The 22,814-nt window shown below is 59.5% G+C and carries 16 protein-coding genes and 3 pseudogenes; 13 read left to right on the top strand and 6 right to left on the bottom strand.

Going from position 1 to position 22,814, the window contains the following annotated elements:
- The first annotated feature begins 7 nt into the window (after positions 1 to 7).
- The 9 genes from NKJ15_RS15120 to NKJ15_RS15080 are packed head-to-tail and all read left to right on the top strand — an operon-like array spanning position 8 to position 8,375.
- Complete coding sequence (locus NKJ15_RS15120; RefSeq protein ID WP_352547795.1) at positions 8 to 316, top strand: TrbC/VirB2 family type IV secretion system protein; 309 nt, start codon at positions 8 to 10, stop codon at positions 314 to 316.
- Positions 316 to 588, top strand: coding sequence for a VirB3 family type IV secretion system protein (locus NKJ15_RS15115; RefSeq protein WP_352571685.1), 273 nt, complete (start codon positions 316 to 318; stop codon positions 586 to 588). Before NKJ15_RS15120 ends, NKJ15_RS15115 begins: the two co-directional genes overlap by 1 nt.
- Entirely contained in the window at positions 582 to 3,032 is a 2,451-nt protein-coding gene (gene trbE / locus NKJ15_RS15110; protein ID WP_352815989.1) for a conjugal transfer protein TrbE, read from the top strand. The genes NKJ15_RS15115 and trbE overlap by 7 nt, the downstream gene beginning before the upstream one ends.
- Positions 3,029 to 3,754 carry a P-type conjugative transfer protein TrbJ gene (gene trbJ, locus NKJ15_RS15105; protein ID WP_352815987.1) on the top strand — a complete coding sequence of 242 codons (726 nt, stop codon included), beginning with the start codon at positions 3,029 to 3,031 and terminating at the stop codon, positions 3,752 to 3,754. Before trbE ends, trbJ begins: the two co-directional genes overlap by 4 nt.
- Positions 3,755 to 3,790: 36 nt before the next feature.
- Positions 3,791 to 5,113 carry a P-type conjugative transfer protein TrbL gene (gene trbL / locus NKJ15_RS15100; protein ID WP_352691360.1) on the top strand — a complete coding sequence of 441 codons (1,323 nt, stop codon included), beginning with the start codon at positions 3,791 to 3,793 and terminating at the stop codon, positions 5,111 to 5,113.
- Complete coding sequence (gene trbF / locus NKJ15_RS15095) at positions 5,114 to 5,845, top strand: conjugal transfer protein TrbF (protein WP_352691362.1); 732 nt, start codon at positions 5,114 to 5,116, stop codon at positions 5,843 to 5,845.
- The gene (gene trbG / locus NKJ15_RS15090) at positions 5,835 to 6,863 is read left to right on the top strand and encodes a P-type conjugative transfer protein TrbG (protein WP_352815985.1); all 1,029 of its coding nucleotides are present in this window, start codon (positions 5,835 to 5,837) and stop codon (positions 6,861 to 6,863) included. The genes trbF and trbG overlap by 11 nt, the downstream gene beginning before the upstream one ends.
- Positions 6,864 to 6,873: 10 nt before the next feature.
- Positions 6,874 to 8,091: a TraB/TrbI/VirB10 family type IV secretion system protein gene (locus NKJ15_RS15085; protein ID WP_352816033.1), complete on the top strand. Its 1,218-nt coding sequence runs from the start codon at positions 6,874 to 6,876 to the stop codon at positions 8,089 to 8,091.
- Positions 8,092 to 8,102: 11 nt separating this feature from the next.
- Entirely contained in the window at positions 8,103 to 8,375 is a 273-nt protein-coding gene (locus NKJ15_RS15080; RefSeq protein ID WP_352517831.1) for a DUF2274 domain-containing protein, read from the top strand.
- Positions 8,376 to 8,550: 175 nt separating this feature from the next.
- Here the strand turns inward: NKJ15_RS15080 and NKJ15_RS15075 are convergent.
- A protein-coding gene (locus NKJ15_RS15075; RefSeq protein WP_352815983.1) for an IS630 family transposase occupies positions 8,551 to 9,494 on the bottom strand; the annotation gives its coding sequence in 2 pieces (ribosomal slippage) (positions 8,551 to 9,158 and positions 9,158 to 9,494; 945 coding nt in all).
- 311 nt (positions 9,495 to 9,805) lie between these two features.
- On the opposite strand from NKJ15_RS15075, the gene NKJ15_RS15070 reads away from it, so the two are divergent.
- The gene (locus NKJ15_RS15070) at positions 9,806 to 12,310 is read left to right on the top strand and encodes a hypothetical protein (protein WP_352518140.1); all 2,505 of its coding nucleotides are present in this window, start codon (positions 9,806 to 9,808) and stop codon (positions 12,308 to 12,310) included.
- Positions 12,311 to 13,852: 1,542 nt separating this feature from the next.
- On the opposite strand, the gene NKJ15_RS15065 is transcribed toward NKJ15_RS15070, so the two are convergent.
- A complete protein-coding gene (locus tag NKJ15_RS15065; protein WP_352815981.1) occupies positions 13,853 to 14,608 on the bottom strand; it encodes a hypothetical protein in 756 nt (251 codons plus the stop codon).
- A 227-nt stretch (positions 14,609 to 14,835) separates the two neighbouring features.
- On the opposite strand from NKJ15_RS15065, the gene NKJ15_RS15060 reads away from it, so the two are divergent.
- Positions 14,836 to 16,191, top strand: coding sequence for a hypothetical protein (locus NKJ15_RS15060; protein WP_352637545.1), 1,356 nt, complete (start codon positions 14,836 to 14,838; stop codon positions 16,189 to 16,191).
- Positions 16,192 to 16,398: 207 nt separating this feature from the next.
- Positions 16,399 to 17,557: pseudogene (locus NKJ15_RS15055) on the top strand (IS110 family RNA-guided transposase).
- Between the two features lie 841 nt (positions 17,558 to 18,398).
- On the opposite strand, the gene NKJ15_RS15050 reads toward NKJ15_RS15055, so the two are convergent.
- Positions 18,399 to 19,124, bottom strand: coding sequence for a thermonuclease family protein (locus NKJ15_RS15050; RefSeq protein ID WP_352815980.1), 726 nt, complete (start codon positions 19,122 to 19,124; stop codon positions 18,399 to 18,401).
- A gap of 99 nt (positions 19,125 to 19,223) precedes the next feature.
- Positions 19,224 to 19,496: a hypothetical protein gene (locus NKJ15_RS15045; RefSeq protein WP_352547770.1), complete on the bottom strand. Its 273-nt coding sequence runs from the start codon at positions 19,494 to 19,496 to the stop codon at positions 19,224 to 19,226.
- Positions 19,497 to 20,418: 922 nt separating this feature from the next.
- Between NKJ15_RS15045 and NKJ15_RS15040 the strand changes: the two are divergent.
- Positions 20,419 to 20,697, top strand: a pseudogene (locus tag NKJ15_RS15040) (integrase core domain-containing protein); the annotation flags it as partial.
- Positions 20,698 to 20,821: 124 nt separating this feature from the next.
- Here the strand turns inward: NKJ15_RS15040 and gmd are convergent.
- A complete protein-coding gene (gene gmd / locus NKJ15_RS15035; protein WP_023718702.1) occupies positions 20,822 to 21,892 on the bottom strand; it encodes a GDP-mannose 4,6-dehydratase in 1,071 nt (356 codons plus the stop codon).
- Positions 21,893 to 22,032: 140 nt separating this feature from the next.
- Positions 22,033 to 22,354, bottom strand: a pseudogene (locus tag NKJ15_RS15030) (nodulation factor ABC transporter ATP-binding protein NodI); the annotation flags it as partial.
- Between the last annotated feature and the right edge of the window lie 460 nt (positions 22,355 to 22,814).

Here is a 22,814-nt window from a genome sequence, read left to right as displayed (position 1 = left end):
TCACCTCATGCTCAAGAAGCTTCGCTTCCTTTCGTCCACCGCGCTCGCGTTTCTTCTCACCCTCCCGGCCCACGCAGCGGGCTCCGGCATGCCTTGGGAACAGCCGCTGCAGCAGATCCTTGAGTCGGTGCAGGGACCGGTCGCCAAGATCGTCGCGGTGATCATCATCATCACCACCGGCCTGACCCTTGCTTTCGGTGACACGGCAGGCGGTTTTCGCCGGCTGATCCAGATTGTCTTCGGCCTGTCGATCGCCTTCGCGGCATCGAGCTTCTTTCTCTCCTTCTTCTCCTTCGGCGGCGGGGCACTCGTCTGATGGCCACCGGAGAGCAGCATGTCGAGGGTTTCGAAGTCCCCGTTCACAGGGCATTGACTGAGCCGATCCTGCTGGGCGGCGCGCCGCGAGCGGTGGCGATCCTCAACGGCACGGTGGCCGCGGCAATAGGCCTTGGCCTGCAGCAGTGGATCGCCGGACTGGCGCTCTGGATCGCCGGCCACACCCTCGCGGTCTTTGCCGCTCGCCGCGATCCGGACTTCGCCAGCGTGCTTGTCCGTCATCTTCGCCTGAAGGGGTGGCTTGCATGCTGAACCTTTCGGAGTATCGCGGCAAAGCCGATCGGCTTGCCGACCATCTGCCCTGGGCCGCTTTGGTCGCGCCCGGCATCGTGCTCAATAAAGACAGTAGCTTCCAGCGAACCTTCCGGTTCCGTGGCCCCGACCTTGAAAGCGCGACCGAAGCCGAGTTGGTCGGCATCTGCGCACGAGCCAACAATGCGCTACGAAGGTTGGGCTCCGGATGGGGGTTGTTTTTCGAGGCCGAGCGCGTTGAAGCGCTGGGCTATCCGAGCTCGGCTTTTCCCGATGCTGCCTCATGGCTGGTCGATGAGGAAAGGCGCGCGGCCTTCGAGGGCAAGGTCGCGCACTTCGAGAGTCGCTATCATCTAACCTTGGTCTTCATGCCGGCGCCAGATGGCCAGGCGCGGGCGGAAAGCGCACTGGTCGACTCGCATCACTCGGGAGGGGCTAGAGACTGGCGCCAGGAGCTGGCGTGGTTTCGCGACGAGACCGACCGCGTCCTGGATTTGCTGTCCGGGTTCATGCCGGAAGTGCGCGCCCTCGATGATGCCGAGACGCTAACCTATCTGCACGGCACAATCTCGACCTACCGCCATCCGGTCGCCATGCCGGAAACGCCAATGTATCTCGACGGTGTTCTGGTTGACGCGCCGCTTACCGGCGGCCTGGAGCCGATGCTGGGTGAGCAGCATCTGTGCACCCTCACCATCCTTGGTTTCCCGAACGTCACCCGGCCAGGGATCCTCGACGCGCTCAACCATCAGGATTTCGCCTACCGCTGGATGACGCGCTTCATCCCGCTCGACAAGACGGAAGCCACAAAGACACTGACCCGGTTGCGCCGTCAGTGGTTTGCCAAGCGCAAATCGGTCGCAGCCATCCTGCGCGAGGTCGTGACCAACGAACCCGTCCCTCTCGTCGATAGTGACGCCGACAACAAGGCGCTCGATGCGGATGTCGCCCTTCAGGCATTGGGCGGCGATCACGTCGGCTTCGGCTATCTCACCACAACGGTGACGGTATGGGACCAGGACCGACAGGCCGCCGCGGAAAAGCTCCGAGCGGTTGAGCGCATAGTCAATGGGCTCGGCTTCACCACGATCCGTGAAAGCATCAATGCGGTCGAGGCGTGGCTCGGCTCGTTGCCCGGTCATGTCTACGCTAACGTTCGCCAGCCGCTCGTTCACACGCTGAATCTTGCCCATGTCATGCCGCTGTCGTCGGCGTGGGCCGGTCCGGTGGATAACGAGCATCTCACCAACGTGACTGGGACCGAATCCCCGCCGCTTCTCTTCGCAGAGACCAACGGGTCGACACCGTTTCGGGTTTCCACCCACGTTGGCGATGTCGGCCACATGCTGGTCGTTGGGCCGACGGGTGCCGGCAAGTCGGTTCTGCTTGCGCTAGTCGCTCTGCAGTTTCGACGCTATGCCGGGGCGCAGGTCTATGTCTTCGACAAGGGCAATTCGGCTCGTGCGGCAACACTGGCCATGGGCGGAGAACACCACGCGCTGGGCGCGGATGGTGCGCTTGCCTTCCAGCCACTGAGCAATATCGGCGACCAGGCTACTCGCAGCTGGGCGGCGGGATGGATCGCCGGCCTCGTTGCCCATGAGAATGTCAGCGTTACGCCGGAGGTAAAGGAGGCGATCTGGTCGGCACTCATCAGCCTTGCCACTGCGCCGGTGCAGGAACGCACGCTGACGGGCCTGTCGGTTCTGCTTCAGTCCAATGGGCTCAAGGCCGCGTTGATGCCCTACACGCTCGACGGTCCCTTCGGCCGGCTGCTCGATGCCGATGAAGATCGGCTGGCTTTGTCGGATGTGCAGTGTTTCGAGACCGAAGAGCTGATGCACAGCCAAGGCGCTGTGCTCCCGGTGCTCACCTATCTGTTCCATCGTCTCGAGGAGCGGTTCGACGGACGGCCGACGCTGCTGATGCTCGACGAGGCGTGGGTCTATCTCGACAACCCTCTCTTTGCCGCCCGCATCCGTGAATGGCTGAAGGTGCTGCGAAAGAAGAACGTGTCGGTGATCTTTGCCACGCAGTCGCTTGCCGACATCGCGGGCTCTTCCATCGCGCCGGCGATCATCGAGAGCTGCCCACAGCGCATTTTTCTCCCCAATGACCGTGCCGTGGAACCGCAGGCGCGGGTGGCTTATGAGCGATTTGGTCTGAACGAGCGGCAGATCGAATTGGTCGCCCGTGCCACACCGAAGCACCAGTATTATCTGCAGTCGCGCCGCGGCAACCGCCTCTTCGAGCTCGGGCTCGGCCCGATCGCTCTTGCGCTCTGCGGCGCCTCTGATCCGGCCACGCAAGCTTTGATCGACAACGTCCTGTCAGAGCACGGGCAGGACAGCTTTGCCTTCCGGTTCCTGAGTGCGCGCGGCCTCGATTGGGCTGCCGAGCTTCTCCAGCAATTCCCTCAACCAGACAAGGAGCAATCGTCATGATGCGGCGCCGCCTTCTCACCAGCCTGATCACCGTTTCCCTAATCGCAAAACCGATGGCCGACTACGTCCAGCCGGCCCACGCCCTGATCGTGTTCGATCCGTCGAATTATACGCAGAACGTGCTGACAGCGGCACGTTCCCTGGAGCAGATAAACAACCAGATCCAGTCGCTTCAGAACCAGGCGACGATGCTGCAGAACATGGCGCGCAACCTTCAGCGCCTGGATTTTTCTTCCGTCGGCCAGCTCACAGGTTCGCTCCAACGGATCGACGGCCTGATGACCCAGGCCAGCGGCCTGAGCTTCGATCTCGACAAGCTTCAGAACCAGTGGCGTGTGCAATATCCGGAAAGCTACGACGCCACAATCAAGGTCAGCGATGTGGCGAGCGCCGCGCGCGAGCGCTGGCAAAACGCCATGCAGGCGTTCCGCCAAACCATGAGCGCGCAGTCGCAGATCGTGGAGAACGTGCGGGCCGACGGCGACCTGGTTACCGATCTCGTCAACCGCAGTCAGGGCGCGGCAGGTGCCCTTGAGGCAAGCCAGGCCACCAATCAGCTGATCGCGCTTTCGACCAAGCAGCAGATCCAGATCCAGACGCTGCTCGCGACCCAGTTCCGGGCTGAAGCCGAAGATGCTGCCCGCAAGGCGCAGTCCGAGGAAGCCGCCCGCGAGACGACGAAGCGTTTCCTGGGCACCGGTACGGCCTATCCCGGCAACTGATCAGCAGTTCTTCAAGACAACGAGGAAGGCGGCGACATGAATGACCTCGGCGTCATTGATCGCTTCATGGAGACTTTTACCCGCTATATTGATAGCGGGTTCGGTCTGCTTTCGGGCGACGTCGCCTTTCTCACCACCATCCTGATCGGCATCGACATCACGCTGGCAGGCCTGGTCTGGGCGTTCGGCGGCGAGCCCAATGTTCTTGGCCGGCTTGTCCGAAAAGTGCTCTATGTCGGCGCCTTCGCCTTCATCCTGAACAATTTTAAGAACCTCGCCGACATCATCTACCATTCCTTTGCCGGGCTCGGCATCAACGCATCGGCCGGCAATCTGTCCGCCGACAGTCTCCTGCGGCCAGGCCGCATTGCCGCGGCCGGCTTCGAGGGCGCCTGGCCGCTGCTCAATCAAGCGAGCCAGCTAGTCGGCTTCCCCGAGATCTTTGGCAACGCGCTGACCATCTTCGTGCTGCTTCTCGCCTGGTTTCTGGTCCTCATCGCCTTCTTCATTCTTTCAATTCAGCTCTTCATCACCATCCTGGAGTTCAAACTCACCACATTGGCCGGTTTTGTTCTGGTGCCCTTCGCGCTCTGGAACCGCTCGGCGTTTCTGGCCGAGCGCGTGCTCGGTAATGTGATCTCGTCGGGCATTAAGGTGATGGTGCTTGCTGTCATCGTCGGCATCGGCTCTACGCTCTTCGGCGAGTTCGCTTCCGCGCTGCAAGGCAAGGAGCCGGACTTGGCCGCGGCCATGTCACAGGTACTGGGCGCGTTGGCGCTGCTTGGGCTCGGCATTTTCGGGCCAGGGATCGCCTCGGGTCTTGTTTCCGGCGCGCCGCAGCTGGGCGCCGGCGCCGCACTCGGAACCACCGCGGCGGCCGCCGGATCAACGCTCGTTGCCGGAGGTGCGACGCTTGCCGGCGCGCGCATGGCAACCGGCGGCGGTCTCGCCGCCGTTCGAGCCGGAACGGCCATGGGATCGGCTGCTTCCACAGCTTGGCAGATGGGGCGTGCAACATCGCCCGAGTCCGGCCTCTCCGGCGTAGCTGCTGGACTGAAGGGCGTTGCCGGTGCAGCTGGCGGCGCCGCGATGCGGGGAATGCGATCTGCAACAGAACCATTCCGGCGCAACGCCGATGCCGGCCGCGATGCCGCCTGGACCTCGACGGGCGGCACGCCGACCGCATCAATGACCGGAAACCCTGCCGCGTCAGGTGCCAATGCCGCGCCGGCGTGGGCGAGGCGCTTGCGTTCCGAACAGACCGCGCGCGCCCATCGCCACGCCGCCACGCAGGCCGTCCGCGATGGCGATCGGGGTGGAAGCGGGGCCAACCCCTCTCTCAACGATAAGGAAGATTAGATGCTCTTCAAGCGACCTGTTCAGCGTTACGGGAAGACGCCCCACCCCGTCACACCATACCAGAAGGCGGCCCAGCTTTGGGACGAGCGCATCGGCACTGCGCGCGTGCAGGCAAGGAACTGGCGCCTGATGGCCTTTGGCTGCCTCGCTCTGGCCATCGGGCTCTCCGGTGGACTCTTCTGGCAGTCGATGCAGGGCCGCGTCGTGCCTTATGTTGTCGAGGTCGACCGCTTCGGTGAAACACGGGCTGTCGCGCCGGCAATCCAAACCTACGAGCCCGACGATGCCCAGATTGCCTGGCATCTCGGCCATTTCATCCAGAATGTCCGCTCCGTCTCCACCGATGCGGTGCTGGTGCGGCAGAATTGGCTCTCGGCCTACGACTTTGCCACCGACCGTGCAGCCCTCTTTCTCAACGAGTACGCTAAGGCCAATGATCCGTTCGGCAAGATCGGCACGCGCAGCGTCTCGGTGCAGGTGACGAGCGTGGTTCGAGCGTCCGACAGCTCCTTTCAAGTCAAATGGACCGAGCAGGTCTTTGAGCGCGGCAGCCTCGCCAGCACAACGCGTTGGACCGGGATCCTCACCATTGTGATCCGGCCGCCGAACAATACCGATCAGCTGCGCAAAAACCCGCTCGGCGTCTTCATCAATGCCATCGACTGGTCGCGCGAGCTCGACAGTGCCGCGCAGACTTCCGTTCCCCCAAAGGAGTCCGCCAATGATAAATAGACTCTCGTCGCTCCGCGCTGCGCTGGTCCTGTCGACGTCGGCTGCGGTCATCTCCGCCTGTGCCTCGAAGCCGGTGCCGCCACCTCAGATTTCCTATGATGCTGCCAAGTTCCAACCGGCGGCAATCGAGAAGGCGCCGGAGAAGCCCGTCAAGGTCGTGGAAGTGCCGAAACCGCTGCCGCTGCCCGGCCAGTTGCAGCCCGAGCCGGGCAAGGCTGCTGAAGACAAGCGCTCGCCTGAAGAACGTGTCGCCGATGCCAACAAGGCGGCGACGCAGCAACCCACCAAATATGGCTATGTGAATGCGGTGCAGGTTTACCCCTTTGCCGAAGGCGCGCTCTACCAGCTCTATGCCGCACCGGAGCGCGTCAGCGATATCGCTCTGCAATCAGGGGAGAAACTCCAATCCGTGTCGGCCGGCGATACAGTGCGCTGGGTAATTGGCGACACCGTCAGTGGCTCCGGCGATGACCAGCGCACCCATGTGCTGGTGAAGCCCTTCGCGCCAGGACTTGCCACCAATCTGGTGATCACCACGGACCGGCGAAGCTATCACCTGCAGCTTCAAAGCACGGATAAGACCGCCATGGCAGCCATCTCCTGGACTTACAGCGAGGACCAGATCATCGCGCTACGCCGGCGCAATGCGCAGGCCGACGCCGCTATGCCAGTGGCGTCGAATGTGGCTCTCGAAAATATTCGCTTCCGCTATTCGATTACGGGCGACATGCCGCCCTGGAGGCCGACGCGCGCCTTCGATGATGGCAGCAAGGTCTATATCGAGTTTCCGCGCCGCATCGATCAGGGCGAGGCTCCGCCGCTCTTCATCGTCGGTGCTGACGGGGACAACCAGCTCGTCAACTACCGCATACGGGGCAACTATTACATCGTCGATCGCCTCTTCGCCGCAGCCGAACTGCGCCTCGGCGCCAAGCAGCAGCAGGTGGTGCGCATTACGAGGACCGACGGCAGGCAAGCGCCGAGGCGGATATTGCTCTTTTCGCGTTCCAGCAGGTGAGGGACGGCCCATGACGGATACTTCCCGCTCCGATGCTCCACCGAAACTCGATCCAGAACAGCTGCAGCTGCGGGCCTCGCCTCGCCGCGCTGTGCGCTTCAAGCGCAGCATTATTGTCGCCATTGCTGCTGTTGGTTCCGGGACCGTTCTAGGCGTCACCATGATGGCGCTGCAGGGACCGGCACTGCGCATCAAAGAGCAGGCTGAAGAGCTTTACAACACTGAGCGGAAGCCAACCGCGGAGGCAATTGAAAGGCTGCCTAAGGACTATTCCGGGATCAAGCCCAAGCCTCCGGTGCTTGGACCACCGCTGCCCGGCGACCTCGGCCGCCCCATCCTTGAGCACCAACGCCAGCTGGGCATCGCGCCGGGCCAGGAGGTTTCGGCGGAGGAGCAGCGCCTTGCACAGCAGGCGATCGAGGCGCGCGAATCGCAAGTCTTCTTCCGGATCGAAAATCGACCCCGGCAAGCAGATGCCGCCGGCAACGGGCAGGGCGGGCGTCCACCCTTTGAGGCAACGGCTCCACAATCCGATGCCGCACGCGATTCAGCTTCCGTTGCACCGGCCGAGGGCGACCAAAACAATCAACAGCGCAAGCTCGATTTTGTCGGCCAGCGGAACACAAGTGGAATCTACAATCTGCATGCACTGCAGACGCCGGCTTCGCCCTATCAGCTGATGGCCGGCAGCGTCATCGCAGCGAGCCTGATCACTGGCATCAATTCCGACTTGCCCGGCCTCGTCGTCGCACAGGTCACCGAGAATGTGCACGACACAGTCACCGGCAGCACCTTGCTCATTCCGCAAGGCTCTCGCCTGATTGGCACCTATGACAGCGTTGTTGCCTATGGACAAAGGCGCGCGCTGCTGGTCTGGCAACGGATACTGCTGCCCGACGGCTCTTCGATCGAAATCGACAATCTGCCGGCGACGGACACCGCCGGCTATGCCGGGCTTGAGGACAAGGTGGATTTCCACACCTGGCAGCTGATCAAAGGCGTTGCGCTGGCCACGTTGCTAGGGGTCGGCACGGAGCTGAGCCTCGGGGAAGAGGAAAGCGACCTGGTCAAAGCAATCCGCGAATCCGCTCAGCAGAACGTCAGTCGAGCTGGCCAGCGCATCACCGAGAAGAACCTCAATATTCAGCCCACGATCACCGTCCGCCCTGGTTGGCCACTGCGCGCCATCGTGCACAAGGATCTTGTGCTACGGCCGTACCCGAATTGACTGGAGTCATCATGACCAATCTGAAACTCGGCAAACTTCCGGATCGGACACCTTCGAAGATCACCATAAGCGTAAGTGCAGACCTGAACCAAGCACTGAAGGACTATGCGGCGCTTTATCGTCAGACCTATGGCGAGTCCGAATCGGTAGCGGAACTGATCCCGTTCATGCTGGCGGAGTTCCTGGAAAGCGATCGAGCGTTTGCCAAGGCCAGAAAGGAAGGGCTCCCTGTCGTCGACATGTCAGAGAAATCGCGGCGGCAGGCAATTTCAGGGTCCGAATAAGTGACAGCGACCAGTGAATCCGAGGGGGCACCTTTCTAGGCGGGCAAATGCATTGAAGCAATTTGCCGGCGGCAAGCCGAAACATAGGGCACAATAGACGAGCTGATCTGCCCCGAACCAATGCCGGCTCTGCGCCCAAATCGGTCATTGGCGTTTGCGCTAGAGCACGTCCTGTTTAATCCGGTTCATATCCTGCGGCTTTGAAGTAGTTGGCGCATTCGGCTGGGGTGAAGAGGTCGACGACCGCGCCGACCGCGTCCCAGAGAGCCTTGATGGTTCTCTCGGCCTTTGCTCGCAGCAGCGCCTTGAGTTTGGCGAAGGCGTTCTCAATCGGATTGAAGTCGGGACTGTAGGGCGGCAAGTAGAGCAGGCTCGCACCTGCGGCCTCAATCGCGTCGCGCACGCCGGCGGCCTTGTGGGCGGGCAGGTTGTCCATGACGACTACGTCGCCCTCCGACAATGTAGGGACCAGCACCTGCTCGACATAGGCCAGGAACACGTTGCCGTTCATGGCGCCGTCGTAGACGAAGGGCGCAGTCATGCCCGTCAGCCGCAGCGCTCCGGTGAAGGTCGTGGTCTTCCAGTGGCCATGCGGCACGCCGGCCCGGCAGCGCTCGCCGCGCGGCGCTCTTCCACGCAGGCGGGCCATCTTTGTGGAGAGGCCAGTCTCATCGATGAACACGAGCTTCGCCGGATCAAGATCGAGCTGGCCGTCGAACAAGTCCCGGCGCCGCTTCAGGATGTCGAGGCGACCCTGCTCCAGTGCGTGCGCGGACTTTTTTTGAATGTCCAGCCGTGACCGCGAAGCCAGGCGCTCAAGGCGCTGCGGCTGATCCGCACTGACTGCTCGGCGACGAGCCGCTCCACCATCTCGTTCAGCGTGATGTCCTTGCGCTCCTCGATCAGCCCGACGATGAAGGCTTCATGCGCATCGAGGCTGGAGGCGCGGCGGCGGCCCTGCGGGCGTGGCGCCAGTTCGCCGATCTTCGCCCGCGCAATCCAGCGGATCGCGCTGGACACTCCCACGCCGAACCGCGCCGCCGCTTGCCGCGCCGACATGCCCTCGTCCGAAGCCTTCAAGACCCGCGACCGAAGATCACCGCTCAATGCTCTTCCCATCGTCCACCTCCATCGAGGTGGATGTTGAATCAGCACAAAACGCAGCCGTCACATCACATCGATTCATCGATCACAGGACGTGCTCTAGAAGAATTGAAAGCAGACATTCACTGCTGACGCGCACGACAGGGCGTCTGGGTTCATTCCCGACTCTTTCTGCGGGATTTCGATAGGGGTGGTCGAATCACTGGCACCACTTGCTTGAGAAGGGATCCTAGATATGGTCACAAGCTGGAAATGTTGAATGGCGCTCACTTGCGCCGTCAGGCGAGAGTTTTCGCAATAGCGAAGAGTGGGATTCAGAAACAAGAATGAACCAGCCTGCCGCATCGCCTGACAAAATGACCAGTATTACCGATCTGATACAGTGGTCGGCCACGCGAGATCACAATGAGGCAGATACGCGCCACAAGGTGATTGATACCGTCCTGCATGAATTCCTAGCTTGGCCGAAGAACCGCGTGGCGACAGAGGAGTACATTCGGCCCGGGTTCGCGGACTACATCCTCAAAAAGGCCAATGGCGACGATCTGATCTTCATCGAGGCAAAGAAGGATGGTGTGTTTTTCGAGCTTCCGGATGCGGCCACTGCTGGCGAGGTATCGAGCTACATATCTATCCAAAAGCTGCTTTCCGATCCAAACATCAATGACGCGATGGGGCAGGTTCGCAGGTACTGCTTTGATACGGGCTGCGAATATGCCTGTATCACGAACGGCATTCAGTGGGTGCTCTTCAAGACCTTCGAGAAGGCAAAGCGCTGGGAAACACTCTCTGCCTTTGTGGTGAGAGACCTCACGTTTTTCGCGAAGGAATACACGCGCGCGGTGAACGCGCTCTCATTCAAGGCGATAACGGAGAACTCTTCGCTTGTTTCCCTATTAACAAGCGCTCCTCCCAAAGACCGGCAGCTCTATTTTCCTAAAGACGACATTCCGGCCTATTCTCACACAATCACCGCCAATCGGCTCGCCTCTACCCTCCGCCCTATAATCAATCACTACTTCGGCATTATTGGGGATGACGACACCGAATTCATGGAGCGGTGCTACGTTTCTCAGAGGGATTCGCAGGCGTCCTACGACGGTATGCGCACGCTTATCCACGACTCTCTCTCTCCCTACTTCCAGTCGTATGGCGTTCAGCAACTCGATGAGACCGGCAAAGGCGGACAACTTGGGGGCAGGCTGACCAAGAACATCAAGAAGGGCCGCAAAGGCGAGGTGCTGGTTCTCTTCGGCGGGAAGGGGTCGGGCAAGTCCACCTTTATCAAACGTCTGTTGCACCACAATCCGCCGCGGTGGCTAAAGGACCACTCGGTGGTCGCGATTGTGGATCTCCTGAAAATACCAGAAGACATTGAGGGTATACGGGTCGCCATCTGGGATATTCTTGTTCGAAGTCTCGACGTTGACCGCATCCTGGAATCGGATCGTTCGACGCTCATCGCGAAGCTGTTTTCCGATCGTTTCCAGACTGCTTCGAAACAGGAGCTTTCTGGCCTGCCGAAGGCGTCCGAAGCATATAATCTGCGACTAAACAATTTAATCAGCGAATGGAAGTTGGACAAAACATACTGCGCGCGTCAGTTGGTGGACTACTGGAAAGATCGGGCCAAAGGCATAATTGTCGTTGTCGACAACACTGACCAGTACGCAGGCCCGACGCAGGATTTTTGCTTCGCTTCGGCGCAGCAGATTGCGGACGAGCTTGGCTGCGTCACGCTGATTTCGATGCGAGAAGAGAGGTTTTATAACTCAAAGATTCACGGTGTTTTGGACGCGTTTCAAAACGCCGGCTTCCATATCAGCTCACCCAAGCCCGCAGAGGTCTTCAAGAAGCGCCTCGCCTACACGGTGGGCCTTCTGGAGAACGAGGCGCGGCGAAGTGACTTCATCCACGGCGCTGATAAAGCGACGGTCGACGACTGCTGCAAGTACCTCAACATTCTCTGTCGAGAGTTCATGGGTACGGCCTCGCCGCTGAACAGCTTTCTCACCGCTTGTGCGCATGGCGATATCCGTCTGTCGCTTGACCTGTTCCGCAGCTTCCTGCTGTCCGGCTACACAAATGTGGAAGAAATGCTCGCAGCCGGCACCTGGAATTTCTTAATCCACCAGGTCATAAAGCCGGTGATGATACCCACCCGCTACTTCTACGACGAGGGGTTGAGCGATATTCCGAACATCTATCAAATCCGGTACGCTCGTCACGGCTCACACTTCACCGGACTGCGAATTCTCCGCAAACTGTCAAAGAACATAGATGGCTCTGCGCCAGCCTATATGTCAGTTTCGGAATTGAAATCGTACTTCGCCGAGACATTCAACATGTTGGACGATTTCGTGAAAAATGCCGATATACTCCTCAAGCATGGTTTCGTGGAATCAAACAACAGGGTGGACGCCTATTCAGATGAAGTGGACTCGATCAAGATCACGAACTACGGGCTCTACATGTATGAAGAGCTCGCCTATGATTTCACGTATCTTGACTTGATTTGTACGGACAGCGCCGTCTTTAACGAGACCGTGAACAACTACCTGGCTGAAGCCGCGCGCCGCGAGTACGGCCTGTTCATCAAGGGAGACCGGTTGGAGCGAGTAAAGGTTCGATTGCACCGCGTCGGCGAATACATCACCTACCTCAGATCGGAAGAAGATCGCGAGCGATCGCTTTATTCGTTGGGTATGCCTGAAACCGAAATGTTTGCGCACAAGTCCCACCAGACATTCCAAGCCGCCAAGACGCGCGTGCTTGCCAGCGCAAAGCGGCAGTCCGATATCCGCGGAAGGCGCCCCCGGGCAGGTCGATAGTCAGACTCGGCGCTGCTTGCGGACTCACAAATCGTCGACATCGAACAGCGTTTCAAATCCGAGATGCTGCAATAATTCGGGCTGTTTCGCTGTTTCCAGAACGTTGGAATGAACTCTCAATTCGGACGATCGCCGCCCACAATTTGAATAGAACTGACGGACACGATTGGGGCCTATGCGTCCTCATGGGTTTGATTGATGAGGAAACCCAAGCACCCATAGACCAGTGTGCGTGGCTTCGATCGAGAAGGCCATCGGAACGATTGGGCAATCGGGAAGAATAGCAGAGATTGGGCCGAAGAGCGGCTTACCGCAAAGTTTTTCGTAGTCCGGACCGTCACGTCACGGCCCCAAGCCGCTCTCCGAAGCGATTGAGAGCGGCAGTGATACCTAGTATCGTCCGCCACATGGCAAGATGCACAGCACCAGTACATGGCCATCGCACAACGAGCGGCGCGGCGGCCTGCCCTACATGCGGTGCCGGCTATGGCTATGGCCGCAACGGCGGCTACGGGTCGTACTCGTCCCCGTCCTACTACTCCCCGTCGGGGAGCGGCGGGGGCGGCCGCAGCAGCGTCGGCAGGTCCGGCAGCAGCGTAAGGCCTCGCTGGTCGCGAGCAGGATCGTCCGTGGTGTACACGGACGCACAGGTGCGGGCACTCGCGCCGGTCCGCAGCAGCGTCGAGATCGAGCGTCCCTGCCGGACAGTCGGGACGTCTTTCTCTGCCACGCATGGGACGCCCGGAGCGGGGCTGCCAAGCAGCTGCACGATCTGCTCGAGTCGCGCGGTGTCTCGGTCTGGTTCAGCGAGAAGGACGTGGCCTTGGTACGCCGTTGCTCCGCGAAATCGACAAGGGACTGGCGAAGTCGCGCGGGGATCGTGCTTGTGACCCCTGCGCTGCCGCGCCGCGTTCATCGCCGACAAAGAGCTTTCGGCACTCCTAGCGCGAGACCTGCTCGTTCCCATTGTGCATGACACGACGTATGAAGCTCTCCGCGAAGTCAGCCTCCTGCTCGGCTCGCGAAGCGGCCTGAGCACTGCAGAGGAGCCGAGGGCAGACGTCGCGGCCAAGCTCGCCGAGCTGGTCGCCCTCCAGGTTTATTGCCGGTGGTTGGCCCGATCTCGCGCGAGCGGTACGGGCGCCGGCGTGGCGGCACTCACCGGACCACCGCGGCAGTGTATTTCCACACACCATTGCTAACACCGCTGCTGCCGTTTCGACCCCTTAAACACGCGTTTGCATGGAACGAGCCGCTGCGCGTCTCGCCGTTAAAGCGCGCGTCTGACCGAGGCTTCAGCGATCCGAGTTCCTAGCGCAGATTTCCGCTATGGGTCGGATGCGGAATGGTAGCTTGGCGCGAGTCCGGACCGAAACCGCACAGTCCGGTATCGGCCACATTGCTGCCGGGCAGGAGCGCGCCCATCTCGGCCATAGCGATGGGCGTCGCCCAGACCTGAAAGCTACTGGTCCGCTGGGGTCGCTGCAGTGTCCTGATAGAGCGGGTAGTCGCGGCGCGCAAATGGCCGCAAGGTATCAGTCTCTACCGCGGTCGCCCCAAGATCACTACGTGCGCTGGGCTTCCGAGCGTTGGATATAGGACGATTCGGGCGACGAGATAGCCTGCCCCTGGTCCATCGAGGGGCTCGCCAATGGCTATTTGGAGCGTATGGGAGTCATCGGCCTCAAACGGGCTTTCATGCGGGAGATCACCTACGAAGGTCTCGACCTCATCGCGTCTGCTGAGGATGAGGTCTACAAGCAGCGGGTCGAAAGCATCCATGCCCATTTCGGCGGCGGCATAGGCGTGTGCCGTTTTCGCCAGCGACCGCAGGTAGTGCCGACGATTGACTTCACCGACCTTCACTGCCACGTGCTTGGCTCCAGTCTCTTCCGCAACCTGCTTGACTATGCTCGCCATAGCCTGCCGATCGACGTAGTTCCAAGGTTGGCCAATTGGCGCCGACCCGGCGCAGCTAGGGTTGAGCAGCTTGGGGAGAGGCGACGACCAGAGGCTGATCATCAAGGGCGCCTCTGCCAAGACGACTCTGCGCTTGCCGAGATTCCGTATAGGTTGACCCTGTTCGTTGACCTCGACAAAATGCATTGGGACGTCGGAAGGTCGATCCTTTCTGTTCCTGGTTGGGGCATCCACCTGCGCCCTGAACACCCCGAGTTGCTTCTTAAGCACCTCTTGCTCGTATTTCTGGATGATCTTTTGGCAATCGGAGCAACAAGACTTCTTGAGGACGAGGCTGTTGGCGCCCAATGCGAAGGGTATCACGTGCTCGTCCGTCAACGGCGCTCCTACGACCCCGCAGTAGATGCACCTGCCCGGGGAGGGAATCCGGCGACTCCGGCGTTGCTCCAGGTCGAATTCTGTTAGGTTCATTGAAACGACATCTCCCCTCACCCGATGGAGGCAATCACGTTTGCAATCGAGAATTCCGAAGACTTCTACAAACTGCTCGTGACGGACTCCGACAAGGTCTGCGCCGACCCGACATCATCTCAAAGATTCTGTTGATGCCCGTATTCTCCCGGCGTCGACTCCAGCAGATGCTTGATGACCTTTCGGCTTATCTCGATCAAGAGAAATTCTGCGATCTCGTTCAGAGACTCGAATCGAAGAAAGTCGATCAGGCACTGCCAGGCGAAATGGAATTGGCGATATTGTGGGCGATTGCGAACACCGGCGACATCGTCGTCGAGCCGGAGTGGTGGGGTGACACCCGGCGGCCGGATGCCGTCTCCGAGACCGTCGTGTTGGGCACGCAAGTTGCTGTTGAGATCGCGGCGGCCACGGATAACTCAATTTCGCCAGAAGAGGCGATGGACCGTGTTGCTCTTTCCATTATCGACTTCTGCAATCGGCTGTCCAAGGGAGTGGGCCACCACCTCTATTTTCGTTTCGGCGAAACCACAAAGCGCGTCGAGGGACGAAGCTTTCGACAAGTCTTGGCACCTTTTGATTTTCAGTTGAGTGAAGAGCTGGGGAAGAGGTTAAGGGAATGGGTACGTGAAGATCGATTTAAGTCAGAGAAAATCACTCTAAGTGAGCTGGGACTTTTGGTAGAAGTGGAGTGGAAGACGTATCGCCAGATCCGATACCATAACATCTGGACATCCTTGCCGCCGCAGGCCTATTCGCTTGAGGAGAATCCGCTTTTCGCGCTTCTTCGTCGAAAGGCAGATCAGCTTCGCGCGGCGACAACAGGAACAGTCCGCATCATCGTCGTCGCCGATGTTGGGTCGACCCTTTTGAACCGCATGGGTAAGATCGGGGAAAATGACCCAGGGGGACGAAATTTTTCCGCGCGGCAGATTATTCACCGCTTTGTCCAATTACATAACCGGAAGATCGACGGCGTCGTGGCATTGAGCCCGCGAAAAGAACTGCGAATGGGGAGTAGCGAACGAAAATGGGTGGCTCGGGGCTTCTATACTGACGTGGGGGAAGATGCGTGTGTGGCGCTCTCGAAAATCCTTGAAGCCTTGGCACTTCCACGCTTCGCTGGATATCAGGTTAGGTCGTTATTCCGTCAGGGCTGTTTTTCGCCGAAGGCAAGGGGATGGTATCTGGGAATGAGTATGGAGAGCAAACTTCGAGATAGGAATCCAAATAGTGGGCGACAGGAAAGCGTGAGAATTCCTGCACGGATGTTCTTGGATCTTATGGCGGGACGCATCACCGAGGCACAATTTCGATACTTCCTCGGTGAAAGAAACGGTGAAAAGAATTTTCTTGCTAGTTGGCTCAACAAGGGCCTGACGATCTCAGGCGCGGAGATGGCTCCACGGAATCTGGATGAGGAGGACGATCACATCATCCTTCATTTCAGTGATGATCCAGTTGCTCGTCCGTTAACAGCCAAGGGATAGACTTAGCAAAGCTGATCCTAAGCTGGAAAATCTCATGGACGGGCGAACTTGTACCAAATCCCAAAATCGTTCACGGAATAACGGAACGACTGCTCTTTGCATATGCTACCCAAAGCAGACCGTCACCTGGCGTGAAGATCCTATGGGGATGGAAGGCGACCAGCGCTCTGCGAGAGTGAAGTCGCCAAACATCACCTGGAGGTCAGCATGCAAGCCAACACCACCAAAGCCCCGGCCGCTATCCGCGTCGTTCTTGCCGCAATATTTGTCTCGTTAGAGCTGTCTCGTTCAAAATGGCTCGTGACTTCGCTTTCGCCAGGTGGGGGCGAGAGAATGTCGAGACACCTCGTGCCGGGGGGGCGACATTCCGGGTTTGCTCGATCACTTCGCAGAGCTGCAACGAAAGGCGGAAGCGCGGACAGGGCAGCGTTTCCGGGTCATATCAATCCAGGAAGCTGGTCTGGATGGATTCTGGATACATCGGGTCCTCGAACGCGAAGGCATCGAGAGTTATGTCGTGGACCCGGCATCCATTGCCACATCGCGTCGCCGCCGGCGGGCCAAGACCGACAGGATTGATGGGGAAGCACTGGTTCGAGCGTTGTTGGCCTACAACCGCGGCGAGCCTCGGGTTTGCGCGATGTTGCGAGTGCCAACGCCGGAGGAGGAAGACCGTCGCCGGTTGGTGCGGGAGCGGAAGGCGCTGACGAACGAGCGGATCAGGCACGTCAACAGGATAAAGGGGCCTTTTGTTCAGCCAAGGTGTGTCCGGATACGAACCGTTGAAAGGCGATCGACGCAAATGCCTCGACGCGCTCATTACCGGAGATGGGCGTCCACTGCCGCCAGCGCTCATGGCGCAGATCAGCCGCGAGCTGGATCGCATCGAGTTGCTGATCCAGCAGATCAAGGATGTTGAAGAGGCACGCGACGCCTTGCTCGTCGCGGCAGATGAGCCAACACCGGCCCTGCTGCTCAGCCTCAAGGGAATAGGTCCGGAGTTCGCGGCCGTCCTGTGGTCTGAGGGATTGTCGCGCAAGTTTGACAATCGACGACAGGTTGCCGCCTACGCTGGTTTGGTGCCAACGCCCTGGCAAAGTGGGCAGATTAATTGCGAGCAGGAGTCTCGAAGTCCGGCAATCCTAGGCTCCGGTCGACGCTTGTCCAGGTTGCGTGGCTCCGGGTGCGCCATCAACCCCATTCCGCACTCAGCCAGTGGTTCAGGGCGCGAGTCATCCAGAATGGTGGCCGGTACAAGAAGACGGCGATCATCGCCCTCGCTCGGAAACTGCTTGTTGCGCTGTGGAAATACGTGAACGCCGGAGTCGTTATAGAAGGAGCTCTCCTGACGAAACTATCAGCGTAGACGCCAATCGATCATAACAGTCTCCAGGCCAATCAGGCCTGGCAGATCCTCGGTAGACGAACCGACGAAACTCATGGCCTCAAACAGCCGCCGTTGAAGAATGGTTTCGTCTCTTGGGTCCGAATCCGCCGCAAGCGGGATCATGGAACAGGTGCATGCGCCCTGACCGAATATAAGGTGGACTGGGTTCGTTCGCGAACCGCGTCACGCAAACGGACCCATCGAATGGATCTGCGGATTGCCCGGAGGTACATGAGAATGTCGACGTGACGCCGTTTGTAGTTGACCATCCCCATATAAGAGTTTCGGGCGCCGGCAGGCGTACGAAAGTCCCCGAGGAAGGAACCCGCGGACCACAGGCGATTGCTATGGGGATTTTTCTTGGTGAGCTCCGCGATTGCCATCATGAGAAAGGGTGCACTGGCGAGCGTCAAATCCATTGCAGTGGCAGACTCGCTTGCAGAAAACGCTTGTACGCCTAATGCTACACCTGTCGTAAGACCAATCGCTGCGACCGCAATCACTAGGGCCCAGGCACCACGGTAGGTCCACTGCCATAGCTTGCCAGCTTTGACTCATCACAGTCTGCATTTTACTCGAACCCCCGACAGGACAACATCACGCCTTGATCGCCTATCAGCATACACTGAAAAATAACTATGTTAACGATTTTGAACACTTAGTTAAGGCGTCTTCTCTCTATTGCCGCAACAAACTTTTTCTGCCCTTCAGATATAGAATACCTCGTCAAAAATGGGGCTAGCAGACCGCGCCGCCCATGGATGGTCTTCGTTGGATCGGTGTAAGCGGAAAGCCCAACAGGCCGTAGCTCGCATTTCAGCTAGCAGAGTGTTTCGCATGCGATCCCATCCTTGTCGCGATCGAGTTTTCCGCCCCAAGAGCAGTTTTGCAGGTACCAGTTGGCTTCGTCGCAGGAACCGATCTGCTTGCACGTTCTCCGCGGCTCGCAAGAATAGCCGCTCTGCGCGAGCAGTTTACGGCTGATGATGCCCAGCGGGCGACTCGACGGTGCCGCGCCGTCGGCGTGCGCAGCGCGCCATTCCCAGGGTGCCTGAAACGTCCCGACCCACAGGCCGATCTTTGAGGCTTGGGCTTGCGCCTGCTGCCCCGCATAGGTGCCCTGGCTGTAGTGAGGCCAATCCAGCGCCTGGCCGTGCTCGACCATCCAGGCGGCCACGCCCGCGCCGTCGGCGCGCCGACAATCGCCGACAAAGCGGTGGTAGCGGTCCCACGTCACGAATGTGCATTCGAGCGGCCTCGACGCGGCCAGGAAAGTGTCCAGCGCTTCGGCCGATCGCCGGCCGCAAGGATACTCGGCGCCATTCGCATCGCGGCACAGCTGCCGGCTCTCTGGCGCGTCGATGCCGTTGAAGCGGACGCGCTGGCCGTGGATTTCGATCGTATCGCCGTCAATGACGGAAGCGACACCGGTAAGCGAGGCGGGCGCCGCCCTTCGTGGGCTGGCCTTTGATGCATCGTCGCTACGTTGCGCGCCCGACGGCGCCAGGAAGGCGGCCACCGCCGCCGCTGCCGTAAGACCGAGCATTGCCGGCACGCTCGCAAGTTGGTGGGGCCGCCACAGCTTGGCACCGGTGGGTCTCTGCCACCGATTGGATCGATATTTGCGGTATGGCCTGCTCATCCGCTACGCCGACCAGCCCGGCCATGCGCTGTCGACCATGGGCAGGCCGGCGCAATAGTAATCGTCAAGGAACCGCCCGGTGGACCGGTCGCGGCAGCGCCAGATAACGCTGTAGTTCTGGCCATAGAATTGGTCCCACGCGACGCCATAGGTTTGTGGTGGCGGTGGCCGGTAATATGTTCCGCCTCCATAGCCGTTGTTGGCAGCGACACCCACGACTGCGCCGCCGACAGCCGCGATCGCTATGCCTGTCGCGACAGCATTGTCGGTTTGCACAAGCCTGGTGCACTTCTCTGCTGTTGCGCCCCTGCGCACTAGAAGGGCCGCTACCCTGCTACGATACTGTTCGTCCGTGCTGCTGGCGAGAACGTGACATAGCGCAACGGTATTCATTGCCGTGAGATCGCTGTCCGACACGACAGTGCTCGTAGAGCAGCCGCTGACGCACAGGGCTGCACTTGCGATGAGTGCTCCAATTTTCATGTGAATTCCCCCAAACAAATATTGGGGCGAGTCCGACCTAGAAGTCCAGAGTTTTGTTTTTCACATTGCTACGATTCACAGCATGCTGCGGCTAGCTGGCATCCACTGCAACCAACTCTTCCGCCGGTCGTTGACTGATGCTGGGTTGATCTCAGCCACTCCAGAACTTGCCCGCTGGCTCAAAACCGGCGGGCTTTTTTCCGCGACGCCGGAAGGCTCTATCTCGCCGCATGTTGTGGTACATCGGCACGCCGTCATCGGGCCGTGCCGTTGACCAAGGTGGTCCCTCCGCCATGGTCGGCCGGCGCAGCCTTGACCGTCCGCGCGGGCCATCCCAATCAAGCCCGCTGGCTTCGGTCGGCGGCTTTTTATTTGATCCCCGGCGCCGTCGGCTTGGATCTAGATCCTCGCCAGTGCCGGATTTGAAGGTAAGCTGCGGCGGTATGATCGCACTTCGCGCGGGACGGACCATTGGTGTGCAGCAAGAGCGCCGAGTTCATTCGGCCAAGATTCTGCACTAGGCCGAGGTAGGTGAAGGCAGATAGCTATCCGGTAATCGCTGAGATATTGGAGATAATGTTCCCCCATGGAGGTGTGTACCAGTATTATAAGTTTCCAAACTTCATGTACGAACGCCGTGGACGAGCTGCTGTGTGCGCTTGCCGTAAATCGCTTCCGCGAGTTCACAGTCGGAGGTTGGCTAGGACCCTAACGCGAGAGCTTCAACGGGCCCCTTCGCGATGAACTCCTCAACGAGACGCGGTTCACGTCCCTGGCCCAGGCCCGCGCGAGGCTCAATGTATGGCGCGCCGATTACAACGGCGCGCGTCCGCACTCGCACATCGGATGGCAGACACCCAACGAATCTGCATCGACCTTCAACCCGCGACGGTCGCTCGCGCTGCGCAACGTGAAACGCTCCGCGCCAGCACCCGTCGCGTCCACTGGCCATCAGGGCAAATCCACCCCCGGAAACGAACTCAAGACTGGATAAAATTTGGGGGAAACGTCAGGGCGGCCATAACTTTGCAGTCTTCAGACGCGAGGCGGCCTACAACAGCGCTGCCCACCATGCTTGTGGCCCGCGACCCACACGGCTTTTCCCTTCAGGTCGTACACTATGCTTCCTTCATGATTACCGATGTCTGCATGACCTTGAGGTCTTCCCGCACCATTTCCGCGGCGAGCTCGCGCACGGATGTCTCATGCACCCAGCCAAGCTTCTCCTTCGCCTTGGTGGCATCGCCCAGGAGAAGATCGACTTCCGTGGGGCGGAAGTAGCGTGGGTCTACCTGGACTAGGCATCTGCCGGTCTCGACATCATAGCCCTTTTCGTCGACTCCCTCACCACGCCATTCGAGCTCGACGCCGACATCTTCGAAAACCCATTCGACGAATTGGCGGACAGGGGTCGTCTTGCCCGTCGCCAGCACGTAATCATCCGGTTGATCCTGCTGCATCATCATCCACATACCACGCACGTACTCACGCGCATGGCCCCAATCGCGTTGAGCATCGAGATTGCCGAGATAAAGCTTGTCCTGCTTGCCGAGGTAGATAGCAGCGGCGGCGCGGGTGATCTTGCGCGTCACAAAAGTTTCGCCGCGCAGTGGGCTTTCATGATTGAAGAGAATGCCGTTGGAAGCATGGATACCATAGGCCTCGCGATAGTTGACCACGATCCAGTAGGCGTAGAGCTTGGCGGCGGCGTAAGGGCTGCGCGGATAAAAGGGCGTTGTTTCGTTCTGCGGTACGGATTGCACGAGGCCGTAGAGCTCTGAAGTCGAGGCCTGATAGAAGCGGGTCTTGTCCTTCAGACCGAGGAGGCGGATCGCCTCAAGAAGTCGCAATGTTCCGATACCGTCGGCGTTTGCTGTGTATTCCGGCGTTTCGAACGACACCTGGACATGGCTCTGAGCGGCCAAGTTATAAATCTCGTCTGGCTGGGATTCCTGAACTACTCGGATGAGATTAGTCGCATCAGTGAGGTCACCGTAATGCAAAATTAGGCGCGGATCGGGATCGTGCGGGTCTTGGTAGATGTCTTCGATGCGACCCGTGTTGAAGGAAGAGGAACGTCGCTTAATCCCATGAACGACGTAGCCTTTTTCCAGCAGAAGACGGGTAAGATAGGCACCATCCTGTCCCGTTATGCCCGTAACCAGAGCAACTTTCCTGTTCTCGCCCATTTTCTTCCTGCTCTATGGTAGTTGAAGTTTCGAATCTGGCTCGCACACCGCCAGCAAACTGCGGCCCGCCCCATACCCTATGGTAGGATTTCGACAGATGCGGCGCGGAGCTCGTCATTGACAGTGTCAGCCAGCGAGCACACCTGCTCCTGCTTCGAGGCAGAGCAAAACAGAGTCTCGCCGCTAACCTGCCTAAGTCGCACATGCGGCCTGAGTGCCGAACTCAGCTCACGGGGTGAGCGACATAGATTTCAGTCACGTCGCACCCGATTTGCTCATCAATCAGCGAGTGAGGACGCCCTTCTGGGATTCTACGTCCGTTCTCAAGCACGCACAGTCGGTTGCATAGCCGCTCCGCTTCTTCCACGAAGTGGGTGGCCAGTAGAATCGTCTTGCCCTGCGCCAACAGGGCAGTAGCCGTTCCCAGATAAAATAGCGGGCATGTGGGTCCAAGCCGACACTAGAACTCCACCTTACCCTCTTTTGCGCTAACCAAGTAATCTTTGCCTGCTTCAGCGTCTTCTAATGGAAATTGTTTTGATCAGTGAAATCGATTGTTTGGATGAGGTGCATCCATAAAATGGATTGTTTGACAGGGCAGGGCGGCACCATCGGCGGCACAAAGTCGTGGGTGCGAGGTTTCGCTCCGCGCGAAGACAACGTTCGTGTCAGTGGGCGGCTTCGGGCGAACCGCACATCTGAGACGGCGGCGAAAAGCGCGGGTAGGGCATCACATATTGACCTCCATGAATTTCGGGCGGCGAGCCGGAAAACGGTGGCTGGGCTTCAACGATGGGGGGACGAAGCGACCATCAAACTGTGTTTCATACTGTAGGCGATTCGCAGTGCGGCGACTTTGAACGGCTGCCTTTGCCAGCCCTCGCCATCGCATCCGGCGAAGGTCGTAGCTTCGTTTCCAGGT

The organism is Mesorhizobium sp. M0207 (genome assembly GCF_040321995.1).
GTDB lineage: Bacteria > Pseudomonadota > Alphaproteobacteria > Rhizobiales > Rhizobiaceae > Mesorhizobium.
Note: the sequence above shows the minus strand (reverse complement) of the source record. Positions and strands in the feature narration are given on the sequence as shown.